Source organism: Tundrisphaera lichenicola, from assembly GCF_051175385.1.
Classification (GTDB): domain Bacteria; phylum Planctomycetota; class Planctomycetia; order Isosphaerales; family Isosphaeraceae; genus Tundrisphaera; species Tundrisphaera lichenicola.
This window is the reverse complement of record NZ_CP195106.1, coordinates 1,781,098-1,798,717: the sequence shown is the minus strand read 5'-3', so window position 1 is coordinate 1,798,717 and position 17,620 is coordinate 1,781,098. Positions and strand designations below refer to the sequence as shown.

General features: G+C 63.4%; 16 protein-coding genes. 8 read left to right on the top strand and 8 right to left on the bottom strand.

What is annotated here, in order from left to right; genetic code table 11:
- The first annotated feature begins 59 nt into the window (after positions 1-59).
- Entirely contained in the window at positions 60-980 is a 921-nt protein-coding gene (locus P12x_RS07000) for a rhomboid family intramembrane serine protease (protein ID WP_435010170.1), read from the top strand.
- Positions 981-1,025: 45 nt separating this feature from the next.
- Positions 1,026-2,765 (top strand): amidohydrolase, encoded by a 1,740-nt coding sequence (locus P12x_RS06995; RefSeq protein WP_435010169.1) that lies wholly within the window; start codon positions 1,026-1,028, stop codon positions 2,763-2,765.
- A gap of 9 nt (positions 2,766-2,774) precedes the next feature.
- On the opposite strand, the gene P12x_RS06990 is transcribed toward P12x_RS06995, so the two are convergent.
- On the bottom strand, positions 2,775-4,133 hold the full coding sequence (locus P12x_RS06990; protein ID WP_435010168.1) for a DUF1501 domain-containing protein: 1,359 nt from the start codon (positions 4,131-4,133) through the stop codon (positions 2,775-2,777).
- A 139-nt stretch (positions 4,134-4,272) separates the two neighbouring features.
- Complete coding sequence (locus tag P12x_RS06985) at positions 4,273-5,271, bottom strand: hypothetical protein (protein WP_435010167.1); 999 nt, start codon at positions 5,269-5,271, stop codon at positions 4,273-4,275.
- Between the two features lie 175 nt (positions 5,272-5,446).
- Between P12x_RS06985 and P12x_RS06980 the strand changes: the two genes are divergently transcribed.
- Complete coding sequence (locus P12x_RS06980) at positions 5,447-5,806, top strand: hypothetical protein (RefSeq protein WP_435010166.1); 360 nt, start codon at positions 5,447-5,449, stop codon at positions 5,804-5,806.
- A gap of 179 nt (positions 5,807-5,985) precedes the next feature.
- Complete coding sequence (locus P12x_RS06975) at positions 5,986-6,360, top strand: hypothetical protein (protein WP_435010165.1); 375 nt, start codon at positions 5,986-5,988, stop codon at positions 6,358-6,360.
- A 57-nt stretch (positions 6,361-6,417) separates the two neighbouring features.
- Here the strand turns inward: P12x_RS06975 and P12x_RS06970 are convergent, their stop codons facing one another.
- The 3 genes from P12x_RS06970 to P12x_RS06960 all read right to left on the bottom strand — a co-directional run bounded on the left by P12x_RS06970 (position 6,418) and on the right by P12x_RS06960 (position 10,248).
- Positions 6,418-7,788, bottom strand: a complete 1,371-nt coding sequence (locus P12x_RS06970; protein WP_435010164.1) for a 30S ribosomal protein S1 — start codon at positions 7,786-7,788, stop codon at positions 6,418-6,420.
- 35 nt (positions 7,789-7,823) lie between these two features.
- Positions 7,824-8,366, bottom strand: a complete 543-nt coding sequence (locus P12x_RS06965; protein ID WP_435010163.1) for a hypothetical protein — start codon at positions 8,364-8,366, stop codon at positions 7,824-7,826.
- Positions 8,367-9,150: 784 nt separating this feature from the next.
- Positions 9,151-10,248: a hypothetical protein gene (locus P12x_RS06960; RefSeq protein ID WP_435010162.1), complete on the bottom strand. Its 1,098-nt coding sequence runs from the start codon at positions 10,246-10,248 to the stop codon at positions 9,151-9,153.
- A 625-nt stretch (positions 10,249-10,873) separates the two neighbouring features.
- Between P12x_RS06960 and P12x_RS06955 the strand changes: the two genes are divergently transcribed.
- Positions 10,874-11,356, top strand: coding sequence for a GyrI-like domain-containing protein (locus P12x_RS06955; protein WP_435010161.1), 483 nt, complete (start codon positions 10,874-10,876; stop codon positions 11,354-11,356).
- 187 nt (positions 11,357-11,543) lie between these two features.
- Here P12x_RS06955 and P12x_RS06950 read toward each other — a convergent pair whose 3' ends face one another.
- Entirely contained in the window at positions 11,544-12,392 is an 849-nt protein-coding gene (locus tag P12x_RS06950; protein WP_435010160.1) for an alpha/beta fold hydrolase, read from the bottom strand.
- A gap of 383 nt (positions 12,393-12,775) precedes the next feature.
- Here P12x_RS06950 and P12x_RS06945 point away from each other — a divergent pair, with 383 nt between their 5' ends.
- The 3 genes from P12x_RS06945 to P12x_RS06935 are packed head-to-tail and all read left to right on the top strand — an operon-like array spanning position 12,776 to position 15,916.
- Positions 12,776-13,558 (top strand): MBL fold metallo-hydrolase, encoded by a 783-nt coding sequence (locus tag P12x_RS06945; RefSeq protein WP_435010159.1) that lies wholly within the window; start codon positions 12,776-12,778, stop codon positions 13,556-13,558.
- A gap of 31 nt (positions 13,559-13,589) precedes the next feature.
- Positions 13,590-14,927 carry a cytochrome ubiquinol oxidase subunit I gene (locus P12x_RS06940; protein WP_435010158.1) on the top strand — a complete coding sequence of 446 codons (1,338 nt, stop codon included), beginning with the start codon at positions 13,590-13,592 and terminating at the stop codon, positions 14,925-14,927.
- Positions 14,924-15,916: a cytochrome d ubiquinol oxidase subunit II gene (locus P12x_RS06935; protein ID WP_435010157.1), complete on the top strand. Its 993-nt coding sequence runs from the start codon at positions 14,924-14,926 to the stop codon at positions 15,914-15,916. Before P12x_RS06940 ends, P12x_RS06935 begins: the two co-directional genes overlap by 4 nt.
- 85 nt (positions 15,917-16,001) lie before the next feature.
- Here P12x_RS06935 and P12x_RS06930 read toward each other — a convergent pair whose 3' ends face one another.
- Together P12x_RS06930 and P12x_RS06925 are read right to left on the bottom strand one after the other, a co-directional pair.
- Positions 16,002-16,895 carry a polysaccharide biosynthesis/export family protein gene (locus P12x_RS06930; protein ID WP_435010156.1) on the bottom strand — a complete coding sequence of 298 codons (894 nt, stop codon included), beginning with the start codon at positions 16,893-16,895 and terminating at the stop codon, positions 16,002-16,004.
- A gap of 253 nt (positions 16,896-17,148) precedes the next feature.
- On the bottom strand, positions 17,149-17,595 hold the full coding sequence (locus P12x_RS06925) for a hypothetical protein (RefSeq protein WP_435010155.1): 447 nt from the start codon (positions 17,593-17,595) through the stop codon (positions 17,149-17,151).
- Positions 17,596-17,620 lie beyond the last annotated feature (25 nt).

The window sequence follows — 17,620 nt, the reverse complement described above, 5'->3', positions numbered from 1 at the left end:
AACGAGTCCGCCTCTCGGACGATCCCGAGGATGGTAAGGTCATCCGAAAGGGTTTCGCTTTGCGTGAGATCGGCACCATTGACCGGGAGGACGACGCCAGGATCCTGGCCGATTACCTCCTGACGCTCGATATCTCCACGAAGGTTGTCGACAGGGCCGACGGCTCCTGGGCCGTATGGGTCCATAAAGAGGATCGGGTCCCTCAGGCTCGACAGATCCTCGAAGAATTCGCCGCCGACGCGGCCAATCCGCGATACCGGGCGGCCGTCCCCACCGCCCGGGAGATCCGCAAGAAGGTCGAGAAGGAAGAGGCCGGGTACCGCAAGCGGGTCCGAGATCTTCGGGACCGCTGGGAAGGTCCGATCTACAACCGGGCTCCGCTGACCTTCACCCTGATGGTCATCAGCATCATCGTGACCGCCGTGCTCTTCGCCCACATCAATCTGAGCTGGTCGGTCAGCGATATCCTTTCTTACTCGATCGTGACCAACGACATCCAGGGTTTCCGAGTCGATCACGGACTGCAAAATATCCGTCAGGGCGAGGTCTGGAGACTGATCACACCCATCTTCCTCCACGGTGGGATGGCACACCTGTTCTTTAACATGCTCGCATTGATCTATCTGGGCGATCGGATCGAGACTCGAAAGGGAACCTGGCGACTCCTGGCCTTCGTGATCGTCACGGCGGTCCTCTCGAACTCCGGGCAGTTCTTGCATTCCGGCGGCAGCTTCGGCGGGATGTCCGGGGTGATCTTCGCGATGGCAGGTTATCTCTGGGTCAAGGGGCACGTCGACCCGGGCGACGGCCTTTCCCTCGACCCACGCAGCACGAACTGGATGCTCGGCTGGCTGGCCCTCGGCTTCATCGCTGCGGAATTCGCCCCTCAGGGGGCCCAGGGATTCCCGTACAACATGGCGAACATCGCCCACGCCGTCGGGATCGTCTCGGGAATGATCATCGGCGCCCTCCGGCTCTAAGTCTTTCGACGACACTTCCTCGAATTCACCGGGAGATATCGCTCGATGATCATGGTTCGCCGAGCTTCCTGGCTGGTCCTCGCGTTGTCTGCCGTCGGGTTCGCGTCATCGGTCCAGGCGGCCGACGAGGCGGAACTCATCCTCCATCACGGCAAGATCGTCACGGTCGACCGGGATTTCTCGATCCGGGAAGCGCTGGCCGTCCGGGGCGGCCGATTGATCCGAGTCGGCACCGACGCCGAGGTCCTCGAAACCCGAGGACCCGGGACGGTCGTGGTCGACCTGGGCGGGAGGATGGTCCTGCCCGGCCTGATCGACTCGCACACCCATCCGACGGGGGCGAGCCTGACCGAGTTCGATCACCCGATCCCGGAGATGGAAACCATCTCCGACGTCCTGGAATACATCAAGTCGAGGGCCGAGGCATCCGGACCCGGGGAATGGGTCGTCGTCCGGCAGGTGTTCATCACCCGGCTCAAGGAACGTCGCTATCCGACCCGCGAGGAACTTGACCAGGCAGCGCCCGGCCATCCGGTCCTCTTCTCGACCGGCCCCGATGCCTCGATCAACACCCTGGCCTTGAAGCTCAGCGGGATCGGCAAGGATTTCCGGGTGGAAGGGCCGGGCAAGATCGAGACGGACCCCACGACCGGAGAACCGACCGGGATCCTCCGGAACTGCACCCGATACGTGAAAGTGACCTCGAAGGCCAGCGACCCCTCGGAAGCCGACCAGGACCGGCGACTCAAGGAACTCTTCAGCGATTACAACTCGGTCGGCATCACCTCGGTCATCGACCGGGCCGCCGAAGCGGACGGCGTCGCCAGGTATCAGAAGCTCCACGATGCGGGAGATTTGACGGTCCGGATGGGGATCTCCTGGCATGTCGGCAACCTCGGGCCTCTCGACAAGATCCTCGAAGAGATCCGGAAGGTGGCCGAGCATCCGCTGCGCAAGGGGGGAGATCGACTCAAGATCGTCGGGATCAAGGCCTTTCTCGATGGCGGGATGCTGACCGGCAGCGCTTACATGCGGCAGCCCTGGGGCATCAGCCGGATCTACTCGATCGATGATCCGACGTACAAGGGTGTGCTGTTCCTATCCCGGGATCGACTGGTCCCGATGGTCCGCGCGGCCGTCGAATCGGGCCTTCAATTCACGGCCCATAGCGTGGGGGACGGGGCGGTTCATGCGCTCCTCGATGCATATGAGGAGGTCAACAAGGTTACACCGGTGGCGTCCACTCGTCCCTGCGTGACCCACTCGAATTTCATGAGCCGCGAGGCGATCGAGCAGGCCGCGCGACTCGGGGTCGTGGTGGATATCCAGCCGGCCTGGCTTTACCTGGATGCGAAGACCCTGCTAGCCCAGTTTGGCGAGGACCGCCTGAGGTATTTCCAGCCGCTCCGGAGCCTGTTCCAGGCCGGGGTGACCGCAGGTGGAGGCTCGGACCACATGCAGAAGGTCGGCTCATTCCGGTCGATCAACCCATACAATCCCTTCCTGGGTATGTCGGTCGCGATCACCCGAAAGCCCAAAGATTCCGATACGCCGCTCCACCCCGAAGAGGCCCTGACTCGCGAGCAGGCCATCCGCTTCTACACGATCAACAACGCCCGGCTCCTCTTCCTGGAGGATCGGATCGGATCGATTGAAGAAGGGAAGCAGGCCGACCTGGTCGTCCTGGATCGCGATCTGCTGACCTGTCCCGAGGGGGAAATCGCGGGGACCAGGGCCCTGGCGACCTATCTCGACGGAAAGCGAATCTTCGAGCGTCAAGACTGATCGAGTACCTCATCCAACCAGCTCGCGGATCGGCTCCCCCTTCTCGATCAGATAGGTCGGGCGGCCGGCCCGGTCGTTGAAGGTGAGAGCCCGAGAGTCGATCCCGAGGTGGTGGTAGACCGTCGCGGCCACATCCTGGGGGCTGATAGGTCGGTCGAGGACATGCTCTCCTCGGGCGCTACTCCTGCCGATAACCTGGCCCATCTTCATCGAGCCGCAACCCATCAGGACGCTGAAGGTGTGGCCCCAGTGATCGCGGCCGGCGTCCTTGTTCATACGGGGGGTCCGGCCGAATTCTCCCATCGCCACGACCAGGGTCGAGTCATAGAGACCGCGATCGATCAGGTCGTCGATCAGACCGGCGATGGCCCGATCCAGCGGAGGGATGAGCTTCCGGGCACCTTCCTCGGTCTGGAGCTGGGGCTTGGTCCCGTGGTGGTCCCAGGGGACGCAATTAACGGTCACGAACGGTGTGCCAGCCTCGACCAGTCGACGGGCCAGCAAGGCACTCTGGCCGAAGGTATGTCGACCATAGCGGTCCCGCGTTTTAGGGTCCTCGGCATTGATGTCGAAGGCACTGGCGACATCCCGACCGGTGAGCATTTCGAAGGCATTTTGATCGTAGGCGTCGAGGTCTCGAAGGTGCGGGTCGGCCTCGCGTCGGAAGTTGTCCATCGTCTCCAGCAATCGTCGGCGATCACTCAGGCGGTCGATCGAAAGGCCCTGGGGCAGTTTCAGATTCCTCACCCGATAGTTCGGATCGTTCGGATCGGACTCGACCACGAAAGGATTGGAGGCCCCGCCGAGATAAGCCGCGTAATGGAACAGATTATCCGTCCCGCCCCGGAGGTTTGGCACGGCGATGTAAGAGGGAAGACCCGGCCGACCGCCGGGCTTGAGTCGGGCCACCGCGGCACCCATCGCAGGTCTGCGCTGGATCTGATTATCGGAGGCATTGAAGGCGGGACCTTCGAAGCCGGTCAGCATCCAGTGGTTGCCCTTGGTGTGGTCGCCGGTCCCGTGGTTGACCGTCCGGAGGATCGCGAGCTTGTCCATCCTCCGGGCCTGCTCAGGCAGGAGTTCGCCGAACTGGACGCCGGGGAGGCTCGTGGGAATCGCGCCGAAGGGGCCTCGGAATCCGCTCGCGGCCTCGGGCTTGGGGTCCCAGGTCTCCATGTGACCAGGACCGCCGCTCAGCCAGAACAGGATCACACTCTTCCGAGCCGAACCAACCGGCGAGCCGGAGGCCCGAAGCCTCAGGAGGTCGGGGAGGGCCAGGCCCCCGAGCCCGAGAACCCCCGCCTGGAGGAAACTCCGTCGAGTCAGCCCGTCGCAATCGCGAGCACCACTCCCGAAGACCCTGAACATCGTCGGGACCCCCCATGACCCAGATCTTTGTTAAATAATGATTCCGCTAACTTCCCCGCCCTGTCAAGTCTGGTGAGAGTCTGGAGGGCACGAACTTTGGATCGCCTGCAAGATAGTAGCGATTTCCACGAGTCTCCGGTCACTTTAATGGGCTGGCGAGGATCAATGCGGCGGACGACCAGGCGCTCGCCGCGATCGAGATGAATTGATCCTTGCCATGAGGGAAGCCGCTCTCGAAATAAGCCTGGAACGGCTTACTCCGCGAGGCGACGAACCAGGTCCCATCTTCGCGTTGATCGGCGATCAGATAGCGAAGGCCACGGCGATATTCGGGACTCTCCGCCGAGAGTCCTCCCGCGAGGTTCAAGGCAACCAGGGTCGACCCGGTCGCGTAAGCGTCGGAGGTCCCGCCGTCGAGCTGAGCCCAGCCCCCGTCATCTCGCTGAGTTTCGAGGAGTTCCCTGGTTGCCTCACCAATCTCGGCCTCGGGGGCGGAGGCCTGTTGGAGGGCGAGCAGTCGGAAGACCCGATCCTCGGTATCCTTCGGCCGGGTATCTTTCAGCCACTTCCTCGCTTTCTCCCGGCGTGCATCGATCCTGGGACGCTGCTCGTCCGATCCGAAGGCGGCAAGACCTCGAAGGGCGAGATAAGTCGCGGTGAATTCGCTGGCCTCCGACGGGGGACGGTTGGAGGAACCTCGCCAGTGATCGGTCGATTCGTCCCGCTGGAGTAAGTAGCCGGCGACTGCCCCGGTGACCTCATCGGCCACCTGGCCGCCAACTTCCAGGGTCAGCAAGGCATAGCCGGCCCGGGTCACCCCGCCCCCCTGCCCCGATCCCTTCTGATAGCTCTCCTTCGCACCTTCGAGGTCTTCCCGAGTCAAATCGACCAGCCCCGAGATCGCCTCATCCTCGATGCCAAACCCTCGACCCTTCGCCAGGGAGAGCGCGAGGGCCGGCATCGCCTGGTGGTGACAGGAGAAGCACTCGCGGTGATCAGGATACTCTCGGATGCTCTTGAGGATCGGCGGGAGGGCCTTTACCACGGCCGATCGGATGGCCGATGGCTCGGGCGCCACTTCAACGTCCGGCACGTCCGAGATCAGGCCGATCGTCATGATCATGAGTTCGGTTATCATGGTTCACCTGCCTTGATTTTGATCCACCCGATCTCGACATGCAATCCGACGAATCTACCACGCTTGCGGGTTCAACACTCCCACTCTCGTGAGAATGGGCCTTGTCTCTTCGGCGAAATCCCCCTATGCTTGGGCTGTCGAGTCGTATCCGAGCTTCGAGTCGGGGAAACCCCTCATGCCGGCATCGCTCCTTTCGCCCCTGATCCTCTGGATGTTCCTGCTTCCCTCCGGGAATGGGATCGATCCCGGATCCACCTCCGGGGCTCACTCGACCTTCGCCCGGCCGACCTCCAATTTCGTGGTCACCGGTCCGGTCGCGACGATCTCCGCCTGGTTCTCGGAATCGGACTGGGAATGGCAGATCTCCGAGGCCGACACGGCCGAGGAAGAATCCGGCGAAGGCGACGACTTCAGCCCGATCCTCGGAGCGTTCCGCTCGGCTCGACCCGGCAGAGATCCCGGCATCCCGTCGGCCATCCGCCGGAGTCGCGGGATGGAACCGTCTCGGGTCCGCTCGCCCATCCTCCGCTGCTAGACCCCCCTCCCCCTGCCCGGATTCTCGGGCTCACTCCCCATCGGCGATCGTTGCGAGCTAGATGCGTCGGGCCTTCGCGTCCCAATCGACGGGGCCGCGCGTCCAGGACGATCCGCCTCACTCTATTCATCAAATCATGCGATTATTACCCTTCCTCGTCTCGAATGGAGGACCGTCCCATGCTGTTGACTCATCGATTCGGCTCGGCGGAGACCCTGGATCGGGCGCGATTCTGGCTGAACCATCACGGGATCGAGGTGGCGTCTACGAATACGTCGAATCATGACGCGTCCAGGATGGCCATCAATGTCGATCTGCCCAGGGCTTCCGCAGCCCTCGCCTTGATCGACTCGATTGAGCGGTCGGATCCCGAGGGATGGCCGGGCCTCCTCGATCGAACCCGGGCGATTCACGCCGACGAGGCGAATCCGAGTCGGGATGATGGCTCGGGCCCGGCCTCGACCCCGATCCACTGGGAGGCCCGCAAGGACCATCCATCCAGTGATCCGCTCTGTTGCAAGATCTGCGAATACATGCTCAGTCGCTGGGAATAAGATCAGTCGGATTGAGGGGCGAGCTCACGGATCGAGACTCGCCCCCCTCTCCGGGGTTCAAGATTTTCCCTTGGGCAGCTGCAAGAACGGGTCGCGATCACCGAGTCCCCCCTTCAAGGGGATCTTGGGCTCGGGCTTGGGCGGTCGGGGCTCATCGTCCTCCTCTTCCTCCTCCTCGGCCTCGACGACGGTCGCCGCGGGGAGGGGGATCAGCGAGAGGGCGATCTTCTTCTCGTCGGTGTCGACCTTGAGGATCCGGACCTCGACCTCCTGCTCGGGCTTGACGATGTCGACCACCCGACGGACTCGGGTCGGCGACAGTTCCGAGATGTGGATCAGGCCCTCGATCCCCGGTTCGAGTTCGACGAAGGCGCCGAAGTCCATGAGCCGAGTGACTTTCCCGTTGACCATCTGGCCCCGGTGATACTTGTCGTCGATCAGGTCCCAGGGGCTCGGCATCAGTTGCTTCAGGCCGAGACCGACTTTCTCGGTGACGCGGTCGATCTTGAGGACCTTGACCTCGACCTCGTCGCCCATCTTGAGTAGCGAGGAGGGGTCGGCGACCCGGGCCCAGCTCATGTCGCCGACGTGGATCAGCCCGTCGACTCCGCCGAATTCCACGAAGGCCCCGAACGGCTTGAGCGAACGGACGACCCCCTTATGAACCTGGCCTTCTTCCAGGGTCTTCCAGGTCTCCTCGCGCTTCTCGGCCTTCTCCTTCTCCAGGAGTTCCCGACGCGAGACCACCAGGTTCTTCTCGCTCTGTCGGGCCTCGGTGACGACCACCCGGAGCTTCTGCCCGACGTAGATCGAGGCGTCCTCGACGCGATTGATATCAATCTGGCCGATCGGCAGGAACCCTCGGATCCCGTCGACCTCGACGTCCAGGCCCCCCTTGTTGGTCTTCGTGACCTTGGCCTCGACGATCAGGCCCTTCCGGAGATTCTCCCAGTTGGCCTCGACCGCCGCCCCCTTTAGCGCGAGGATCAAGAGCCCTTCGGCGGTGTCGAAGTGGTCGACCCGGACCTCGATCTCATCGCCCGGCGAGGGGAGGTTGCCGGCGAACTGCTCGACCGGGATGACCCCCTCGCTCTTGGCTCCGAGGTCGATGAACACCGTCTTGCCCCGGATCGAGATCACCTTGCCGATCTGGGGACCCTGGCGGGACTCCTGCCCTCGGCCTCCGCTGGGGGCCATGCCGCCGGCTCGCTCGCCGCGCGGGAGGCGACCGGGAGAGTTGACCTCAAGGGCCGAGTCGTCGAAGCCCGCCATGGCGGCCTCGAGTTCGGCGTCCAGATCGGAATCCCAGTGACGCTTGAAGTTCAATTCCTGGGTCGATTTCGACGGGCCGCCCACGGCGGCCGCGTCCAGCGCGGCATCGATCGCGGCGTCCTGCTCCGACGGTCGGCGGTCTCTTTCGTCTGACATCACGCGTATCCGAAAATAGGTAGAGGGCAGTGCAATTAATCGGCCAGGACGAGGGTCGCCCAGAGGCTCGGGTCCTCGCCGATCGGGAACTCCCGGCCAACGCCGAGATACAGGTCGCCTCGATCCGGGTCGGTCACCTGAAAGCCGATCCCGAGTCGCCGGTTGGTCTCGGGGTCGAAACCGTGGAGGGCTTCCGCCGGGAAGAACAATTCCAGCCGCCATCCCGAGAGGGTCCGTTCGGCCCGGGACTGGACCAGGCCCGGTCGGGAGGTCGGGGCGTCGGCGATCGCGCGGGCGATCGGCTTCTGTTCGATGTCCACGTCCAGGCTTCGGCCGGTCCCGGGCGTGAGGTTCGCCACAAATCGGTGGCAGAAGCGGGTGGCCCGGTGGACATTCCGGGTGTCTCGGGTGTCGATCCAGACCTGGACCCCATCGAGCCCGGTCGATCGGCCCGGCTCGGGAGAGATCGGGCCCGCCTTGTCGACGACCTCGAACGCGATGCCCAGCCCGCTCGGATTCCAACCCGCGCGGGCCGAAGCCCACGAAGTCCGACCTTCCAGCTCGCCGAGATCGGGCATCGAGCATGTTTCGGGGAGGTCCAACAACCGTCCCCGAGTCCGGGGCATTTCCTCGATCCTGGGTGCGCTCGCGGACACGCGGAACCAGAACGCCTGCGGCAAGAGTGGCGTGGACATGGTCGGGACGCCGGGCCGGTCCAAACCGGCCCGCCTTCGGGGACAACGCCCGAGCGACGGACGGTGGTCATGGCAAACCTTGAGGATACCAGAATCGAAGAACCCCCGCCAGGATGACCGAAATGGGTCGGGAGCGAAGGGTGTAACCAGATTTTCTGGGGGTCTGTCTCGGCGGAGCAAGCTCCGCCCAGCAAAGCGAGAGCAAGCTCTCGCACTCCAAAGCCTCCGGCGGTCTCTGATGCGGCGAAGCCGCCTTGGAGTGCGGCAGCTTGCTGCCGCTTTCCGCCGCGGAGCTTGCTTCGGGTGCCGATCACCGCCGGAGTCGGGAAAGCAGCCCCAAGAATCCCCGGAGACACCCAGAGCGAACGTCGCCCGTGCCCGGCGGATCCTGATCCCTGCCTCACGAGAAGGGCCAATGGCTTCGTTTCGCGACCGGATTGGCTTCGATCGGCCGGACCTGCGAAACAGCTGCCGCCAACCCACCCGAAGGACCAATCGAAGGGTCGCTCAAGGCGTTTAAGCATCAGAACCGCCTCGCGGAAACAACCCGTTTTCACCATTTACCCCAATCTCAACCAAATTTCATAGCCTGGGGCGTATCTCGGCCATTTCGGACCGGAGTCCCGGTCGAGTGATTTGAATTTCGCGCGTATTTCCCAGCCCTTAGTCAGGCCAGGAGGCGTTCGAGCTTTCGTCGGCGTTGGTGGCGACGCGAGTCGGCCCTCTCGGCCTTCCTCTGTCGACGGTCGGCGAGGATCATCGGGAGGTCCAGGCTCTCGCCGGGCGCGGGGACCTCGTGCAATTCCAGGTCGAACGGCGGGTGGACCGACTTCGGGGCGGAGGGATCGGGCAGGAGGTTGACGTTCAGTTCCGGGAGCGGAGGCGAGGGGGGCGTCTCGACGATCGGCGATCGCTCGTGCTGGCCCAGCCATTCCTGCCTCAGGCCCCTCGGCGAGTCTCGGTCGGGCATCTCGGACTGGAGTTGTTTCAAGCACCAGCGGAGTCGCCCATGGAGGGTCGATTCGTAGCGTCGGAGTCGATTCAGCTCGGGGTTGTCGAAATCCCGGAGGTCGGATTGGGCCAGCGATCGGTTGGCCTCGTCGAGCCCGGAGATGATCTCTCGACGCTCCTTCAAGGCGGCGATCTCGCGGCGAGCGACGCCCGCCAGGTCTTCCGGGGCTTCGATCGCTTTCCCCTCGAAGTCGAGCGAGGCTCCCGGTTTGTGGCCTTCTCGAAAGGCGGTCGGGGTGGCCAGCAGGTCGAAGGCCAGCCGGGCCTGCTCGTCCGTCCAGGTGCCCTTCAGGTCGGCCGAGTAGGCCAGCATGGCCCATCGGGTCATCATCCATTCACATCCTTGAGGGGTCTTCCGAAGCTGCTCGACCACCACCTCGGGGCGCTCTCCGAGATGCTCGCCGAGCAGGCAGGCGTCGAGCCGACGATTCTCCTCCCAGGAGACCTCGGCCTCGATCGCGATCTTGTCGCGGACCCGCCGCTCCATCCGCTCGCAGCGCTCGATCCGGAGACTCAGGAGCGAGACCTGGGTGACCAGCCAGGCCTGGAAATGATTCTGGGGCCGGAGCGCCCCGAAATAATCATAGGCCCGATCCTGGACCAGCCGGGCATCCTCGGCCACGACCACCGAAGAGCAGAGCCCGTGCTTCAGGGCGTTGGCCCTCGATCGCTCCTTGCCTTCGGGGGTCTTCGGCCCGGTCGATCGCAAGGCATTCCTGCGGTTGGCTTCACGTCGAGCTTCGGAGACGATCATGGGACGGCCTCGGTGCGTTGGCGATGGTGGGATCACGGGGCATCGCCTACACGTTCCGACTCGACAGCCTCCGCTAACCACACTTTCTGGCCGAGTGACCTGCGTGAGAATTCCAGGACCATTACGCAGGGGCCGATTGTTCAAGATTCAACCTCGCCCCGGCGCTTTCGGAGGCGTGAGAGGCAATCCGGGAAGGGCGAGGGATGGGGACTTGCTCCGCGTCCTCGAGGTGCCCGTCCCCATCCCTCGCCCTTCCCGCCCGGAAATGAGGAGAGGCACTTCCGCTCCGCTCCGGAGCCAGTCCCCAATTCCGGGCCTCGCTCGACCATCCCGGATAGCCTACGAATAACAATGGGAAGGGTTTGCAAATTCGTCGTGCTGGTCGGTTGCCGGGAGACTCGAATTGACCGGCTTTAACAGGCTCCAGCCTGACGGCATTCGGCAAGAATTCGCCAACAGTATCAGCAATGGATCGGGAAACAGGAGAAGATCGTTATTCGACGAGTTTTTCCTGGGCGAAGGGGCTAATATCCGGTTGGCTTGCCCCAATTTCGCACGACCTCGGCGTAGATTCCGACTTATACGTGAAGGTCGTTCGGAGTGCGATCCAGTATAGGTGATTGGCATGGCATACGATGTCCGGCTTGAACAATTCGGCAGTCACCCCCTTGCCGTCGTGCGCCTCCGGGCGAGTTCGCAGGAACTCGCCAAGGTCATTCCGATCGCTTGCGGCCAGGTGTGGAGTGTCATTCGCTCGCAGAAGTTCACTGGCGCAGGAAGACACATCGCGATCTACTGGGACGGTCAGGTCAACCTGGAAGTTGGCGTTGAACTTGAAGCTCCATTCGCCGGGCATGGCGAAGTTGTCGGCTCGTTCACCCCGGATGGCCTGGTAGCCACGACGACGCACCTCGGTCCCTACAACCGGCTCCACGAGGCACATGAGGCAATTCGCCAATGGTGCGCGGAACAAGGTCACGATCAAGCCGGCCCTAACTGGGAAATTTACGGTCATTGGACGGACGAATGGAATACCAACCCAGCCAAGATTCGCACGGATGTCTTCTACTTGATCAAGACAGATGAGGTGCCGGCTGCTTCTCCTTGAAAGCAGCCTGGCCGTTCGGGGCAACCTCTCCAGAGGCTTATTCCCGTTTCCTGTTCCATTGCCGATTCTGTTGGCGAATTCCCCCGAGCCGTCGCCGAGTTGGAGGCCGGGAAGGATCGATGCTTCTTACGAAACCCCTTCCACCGTTTCCCGTGGTCCGGGACGAATACGCCAAGAGTATCTTTTGTTACTCACTCCCCGCATCGAGAAAGTCATTCACCATCGGGACGATGAGGGGCATGCGCTCCATCAAGGAGACATGGGTCGTATTGGGCAAGATGGCCAGTCGCGACGGCGAGCGTGGGCTCATGTCGCCGTGGACCTCGCCCCCCTTGAGGCGGTACATCTCCGCGATGTGCTCGAGACGCACGCCGTCGGCGTCGCCGTGGATGAAGAACATCGGTGCCTTGGTGGCCTTGAGCCTGTCGGCGCCGAAGTCGTATGGTTTTGTGCCCGCGGCTATCACGTGCTTGACGAAGGCCGGGAATTCGTCCGGTCTCGGATTCAGTCGCTTGTACTCGGCTTCGATGGGCGAGCCTTTAAAGGCTTCCGCCGTGATGTTGGGAAGTGCCTCGACGGCTTCCTTGACCCAGCCATCGTGGCGGAACACGGCCGAAATGCTGACGACTTTCCGCACTTTTTCCGGATGGCGGATCGCACACTGCAGCGCGACGCCCCCGCCCATGCTGTAGCCGATCACGTCAGCCTTCGGGATTTTGAGGAAATCCAGCAGCGCCGCCACGTCGTCGGCGTGGTTTTCGGCGCTCATCGGGCGATCGATGTCGGCCGTTCGGCCGTGACCCTGTATCTCGATGGCGATCACTTTCCGCGTTTTGGAAAGCTCGGCGACCCAATCGGCCCAGTCGCCCGAGATGCCCATGAACGCGCCGTGGAGCATCACCACCGGGGCTCCGCTCCCATGGACCTCGTAATAGAGTTTCAGCCCATTGACCGGCGCGTATCCCACCGTTGGCGTCTCCTCCGCGGATACGACCGCCGACAAGAGCGTCGTCAGGAAAAAAGCGATCGTCTTCATGATTGAGTCCTGGGCACTGGAAAGGCGATTGTCCCCTAACCTAAGTGGTCGAACGGCATCCCTCGCATTCGACAGCAGAATCGGATTACATGCCCTGCGAATCGCGCACGCCCCCTACACGCAATTCGGCGCTCGATGCGGACATTTCGGCCGTCGATTTCATCGAACCTTGCAACTCCCCGAGGAATCAATCCCTCGGGCGATCACTCCTCGGGAACCGAAGATCCTCGACCATCGCTTTCCGAGTGGTTGTCGATCTGCTCGTAAAAACGTAAAATCCCGACGTGCCCCACTTCAAGAAAGCTCAAGGCCGACCGATCGAGCGGTTCGGGTTGAACGTCCATCCTCTTTTTGAGCCCGCCGATCGCGGAGATTTGCCCGGCATGGTTGAGCGTCAATATATCTTCCCAGGCGTGATCGAGATGAATGTCCAGGCCCGTCGACGGCTGGGCGTCAACATCTATCTGATCGATGGCGGGAAGGAATACGCCCTGATCGACGTGGGGTTCCTGGATGAGCTGGGGGACGTCCTCGAACTGATCCGGCAGATGAACTTCAGCCTCTCGGCCTGCAAGATGATCCTGGCGACCCATGCCGACGCCGACCATACCCAGGGTTTGGCCCGCGCCCGGGATGTGCTCAAATGCCCGGTCTACGCCCACCCCAGGAGCGTGGCCCCGCTGGAGCAGGGCGACGAGATCATGACCTATGCCCGGATCGACGCCCAGAATATCCTGATCGACATGCCCCGCTGCAAGGTCGACAAGACGATCGATGAGGGGGATACGATCAAGATCGGCGATCGGTCGCTCCAGGTCTGGAGCACGCCGGGACATACCGCGGGCCAGCTCTCGTTCCGGATGGGGAACCTGCTCTTCTCCGGCGACAATATCTTCCGCGATGGCTGCGTCGGCGTGATCGACGCTCATCACGGCTCGAATCTCGTCGAGTTCATCGCGAGCTTGAGGCGAATCAGGGACTGCGACGCCGAGTACCTGCTCCCTTCGCACGGGCCGATCTTCCGCAAGGATGACGCCCTGCTCGACGCGACGATCGCCCGGCTGGAATCTTACACCCACATGGCCGACTTCGGCACGTGCGCCGTCGATTGGCCATTGCTCGATCAATGGGAGGAGGAGCTGGCCGTCGGGAAGTCCCCAATCTGATCGACTCGACGGCGAGTTTCCTCACGAAGCGATGAACAACTTGTTGGCCGCGCGATCGCAAATGGCGATGTCGCTGGCATTCCACATCATCTTCGCGGTGATCGGCATCGGCCTGCCGTTGATGATGGTGATCGCCGAAGCCGCCTGGCTGCGGACCGGCGACCCCGTGTACAAGATCCTGGCCCGCCGATGGTCCAAGGGGGCCGCGATCCTGTTCGCGGTCGGGGCTGTTTCTGGAACCGTCCTCTCGTTCGAACTGGGGCTGCTCTGGCCCGAGTTCATGAAGTTCGCCGGTTCGATCATCGGGATGCCGTTCTCGTTCGAAGGGTTCGCGTTCTTCACCGAGGCGATCTTCCTGGGAATCTACCTCTATGGGTGGGACCGGATCTCACCCCGGGCCCACTTCCTCTCCGGGGTCATGGTGGCCGCCAGCGGCGCGGCGTCGGGGGCCCTGGTCGTCCTGGCGAATGCCTGGATGAATACCCCGGTCGGGTTCACCCTGGTCGACGGCAAGATCGACCCGGCCAGCATCGAACCGCTCCGGGCGATGTTCAGCCCGGCGGCGGCGGCCCAGGCGATTCACATGACCCTGGCCGCCTATGCCGCGTGCGGGTTCGTGGGGGCGGGGGTCCACGCCTACTGGCTCCTCCGGGATCGGCAGAACTCGTTCCATCGCAAAGGGCTGGCGATTGCCCTGGCGGTCGGCGGGATGGCCTCGATCCTCCAGCCCCTGAGCGGCGATTACGCGGCCAAGGTGGTCGCGAAGACTCAGGCGGCCAAGCTCGCCGCGATGGAAGGCCAGTTCAAGAGCGAGCGCCGGGCCCCGCTCCGGATCGGCGGGATCCCGGATGTCGAGGCGGGCGAGACCCGCTACGCGATCGAGATCCCGGCCGGTCTGAGCATCCTGGCCTATGACGACCCGAACGCCGAGGTGATCGGCCTCGATTCGTTCAAACCCGAGGACCGGCCCGACGTCCGGGTGGTCCATCCCGCCTTCCAGATCATGGTCGCCTGCGGGATGGCCATGATGGCGGTGGCCCTGGTGGGAGGGTTCCTGGCCTGGCGGCGAAAGTCGGTCCCGGATGCTCGGTGGTTCCTCCGGGCGGTCCTGCTGAGCAGCCCGCTCGGGATGATCGCGGTCGAGGCCGGCTGGACGGTCACCGAGGTCGGCCGTCAGCCCTGGATCATCAACGGAATCCTGCGGACATCGGAGGCGGTGACCCCGGTCCAGGGAATCGTCTACTCGATGCTGATCTACACCGGGCTCTACTTCTTCCTCGGGGCGATCGTCGTCCGGCTCCTCCTGGCCCAGTTTCGATCGAGCCCGACCGCTCTGGAATTGTCCGAGGCGAAGGAGTTGCAGTCATGAGCCTTCCGGAGATCCTCGCCTCGATCATGCTGGCGGCGCTGACGCTCTACGCCCTGTTCGGCGGGGCGGACTACGGGGGAGGCGTCTGGGACCTCCTGGCCGCCGGTCCCCGGGCCAAGGCCCAGCGCGACCTCATCGCCCACGCGATCGGGCCGGTCTGGGAGGCGAACCACGTCTGGCTGATCTTCGTCATCGTGGTGCTGTTCACGGCCTTCCCGCCCGCGTTCCACACCGTCATGACCCACCTGCACTTGCCGCTCTCCCTGATGCTGGTGGGGATCGTGCTCCGGGGTTCGGCCTTCACCTTCCGGAACTACGACACATCGCCCGGGGCCGAACGGCGCTGGAACCACCGATTCTCGATCCCCAGCGTGATCACGCCCGTCCTCCTGGGGATGATCATCGGCTCGATCGCCACCGGTCGCCTCGACCTCAACGGCGGCCCGATGCTCTGGCTCACGCCCTTCCCGATCGCGGTGGGCCTGTTCACGCTGGCCCTGTTCGCCTACCTGGCGGCGGTCTATCTGACCCTGGAGACCGACGATCGGGAACTGGCCGACGACTTCCGGATTCGGGCCATCGTCTCGGGTGCGATCTCCGGAGTCCTGGCCCTGGTGGTTTACGAGCTGTCGCGGGAGGAGGCCCCGATGATCTTCCGGGGCCTGAGCGCGAATCCCTGGGGATTCGGGGTCCGGTTGACCACGGCCCTGTTCGCCTCGCTGGCCCTTGCGTGCCTCTACAAGCGTCAGTACGCGATCGCCCGACCCTTGGCGATGCTCCAGGTGGTGTTCGTCCTCCTGGGATGCGGCCTGGCGTTGCACCCGAACCTGGTTCCGCCCGGTCGGACGATCGAAAACTCGGCCTCGCCGGCGATCACGCTCCGGTTGATGCTCGGGGCGATCGGGGCAGGTTCGCTGATCCTGGTGCCCTCGATTTACTACCTTTTCCGGATCTTCAAGTCGCGCCGGGTCGATTCACTGGGCGACTGAATCTCGAGCCGACGAAGAAAGCCGGCGAATGACCATGCCGCTGGTCTTTCGCCGGCCTTTCATACGTACAGGAGCCGGGGATAACTCAGCGAGCACCGCCGCCGATGTTCAGGCTGGTCGCCGGCGTCGTCACACCATTAGCCGCACCGCCGCCCGTGGTCGTCCCGGTCGAGGTATTGGTCCCGTTGATCGAGACACCAATCGCCTTGACCGATCTGGCCGTGAAGGCGTACTGAAGCATGGAATTCAGGACGCTGTTGAACGGTGCGGCGATCCGGTCGAGGAACACGGTCGTCCGGACGATGGGGTCGCGGTAGACGACCAGGCGATCGCCGGGCATGAGCTGGTAGTTCGTCGTGGAATCGCCCGCGTTCACGATCGCGGCATAGTTCACCGGCAAGAGCTGCTCGCAGCAGGCTCCCGGGGGAGCGGGTCGAACCAGACGGATGTTATTATGCGAGGCGGTCGGGATCAGGCCGCCGGCATAATTGATCGCGTCCAGGACGGTCTCGTTGCCCGTGATCGGGAGCCGGCCTGGGACCCCGACATCTCCCTGGACGTAGTACACCTTGCTGTTGAACGAGGTGATGTCCACGAAGACCCGGTTGGACTCGGCCGGGGGGATGGTCTTCGCCTCGCCCGTCTTGATGTCCACCGAGACGAGCCCGAGGACCTCGTCGGTGATGTACTCGCGGAGGTGGAGGATGATCTTCTCTTTGATCTCGGTCGTGGTCAGGCCGGCGACGTAGACCTCGCCATAGAAGCCCAGCGAGATCTTGCCGTCGGGCTTGACCAGCCGCTCACCCGTGATCGGTCGGCCCGGGAGGGCTTCGAGGACCTCAACGACGATGATGTCGGGCGGTTCCACGACATAATCGGGCATCGAGACCTTGGTGAATTCCCGGGGGATATTCCGCTTGGCAATATCCTCTTCGGGAGTCCTGACCGTCTGGCAACCGGTCGCCAACACGATGGCCATCGAAAGGACACAACCCAACGTTCGGCGGTCGACCCTTGTGCAATCCATGCGACGCTCCTGCCCGGCAAGCCGTTGCCGGCACAACGGCCGGAAAATTCCGGCCCTGATCCCGCGTACTCGGACGGTCGTCGCGGACTCGGGGCAACGGGCCCGTGACCGCCTGGGCATTCACCCGACCCGAAAATCGGGTTCTCAGTCTGTTAAATCGGCAAGAGAAGCGAACTTCTCTACGGAATCGGCGACGATCCGGCCTTCATTTTCCATTATTTCGCCCGTGCGGGCTTCTGCGATTGAAATAACGCCCCGCACCATTCACGTTCACCGGACCCGGATTGAAAAAGCCCGAAGCTCCTCCGCCTGGGACCGCCGTGGAGACCGACTTTTCGATCGCCCGGGTTCGGCCCGGCGTCGGTCGTGATCCGCTGATGAGGCCCGATCCGATCCCCCCGGTCGCCGACTGGGCGGCGTAAAGATACAGGAGCGCATCGCTCGGGCTCATGTTCTGCTGGGTCGCCCCGGGGTTGAGGTACGGATTCATATACGGATTGAGATACGGGTTCATCAAAAGGGCTTGCGGAGGTCGAGCCGCCCCCGAAGCTCCCGACGACTCGGGTACTCCCTGACCGAGGGCCGCTCCCGGGTCGATCAGGCCAACCAGTAGAAAAATCGCGAGCCACCCTCGATTCGGGATCCTGTCCATTACGGCCTCCTGAACCGCCTCGCGA

What these genes read in the sequence shown, in the direction of transcription:
- P12x_RS06950 (WP_435010160.1), bottom strand. Translation starts at nt 12,392, where the DNA reads ATGAAGACGATCGCTTTTTTCCTGACGACGCTCTTGTCGGCGGTCGTA.
- P12x_RS06985 (WP_435010167.1), bottom strand. Translation starts at nt 5,271, where the DNA reads ATGATAACCGAACTCATGATCATGACGATCGGCCTGATCTCGGACGTG.
- P12x_RS06965 (WP_435010163.1), bottom strand. Translation starts at nt 8,366, where the DNA reads ATGCCCGATCTCGGCGAGCTGGAAGGTCGGACTTCGTGGGCTTCGGCC.
- P12x_RS06935 (WP_435010157.1), top strand. Translation starts at nt 14,924, where the DNA reads ATGAGCCTTCCGGAGATCCTCGCCTCGATCATGCTGGCGGCGCTGACG.
- P12x_RS06970 (WP_435010164.1), bottom strand. Translation starts at nt 7,788, where the DNA reads ATGTCAGACGAAAGAGACCGCCGACCGTCGGAGCAGGACGCCGCGATC.
- P12x_RS06995 (WP_435010169.1), top strand. Translation starts at nt 1,026, where the DNA reads ATGATCATGGTTCGCCGAGCTTCCTGGCTGGTCCTCGCGTTGTCTGCC.
- P12x_RS06955 (WP_435010161.1), top strand. Translation starts at nt 10,874, where the DNA reads ATGGCATACGATGTCCGGCTTGAACAATTCGGCAGTCACCCCCTTGCC.
- P12x_RS06980 (WP_435010166.1), top strand. Translation starts at nt 5,447, where the DNA reads ATGCCGGCATCGCTCCTTTCGCCCCTGATCCTCTGGATGTTCCTGCTT.
- P12x_RS06975 (WP_435010165.1), top strand. Translation starts at nt 5,986, where the DNA reads ATGCTGTTGACTCATCGATTCGGCTCGGCGGAGACCCTGGATCGGGCG.
- P12x_RS06940 (WP_435010158.1), top strand. Translation starts at nt 13,590, where the DNA reads ATGAACAACTTGTTGGCCGCGCGATCGCAAATGGCGATGTCGCTGGCA.
- P12x_RS06945 (WP_435010159.1), top strand. Translation starts at nt 12,776, where the DNA reads ATGGTTGAGCGTCAATATATCTTCCCAGGCGTGATCGAGATGAATGTC.
- P12x_RS06930 (WP_435010156.1), bottom strand. Translation starts at nt 16,895, where the DNA reads ATGGCCATCGTGTTGGCGACCGGTTGCCAGACGGTCAGGACTCCCGAA.
- P12x_RS06990 (WP_435010168.1), bottom strand. Translation starts at nt 4,133, where the DNA reads ATGTTCAGGGTCTTCGGGAGTGGTGCTCGCGATTGCGACGGGCTGACT.
- P12x_RS06925 (WP_435010155.1), bottom strand. Translation starts at nt 17,595, where the DNA reads ATGGACAGGATCCCGAATCGAGGGTGGCTCGCGATTTTTCTACTGGTT.
- P12x_RS06960 (WP_435010162.1), bottom strand. Translation starts at nt 10,248, where the DNA reads ATGATCGTCTCCGAAGCTCGACGTGAAGCCAACCGCAGGAATGCCTTG.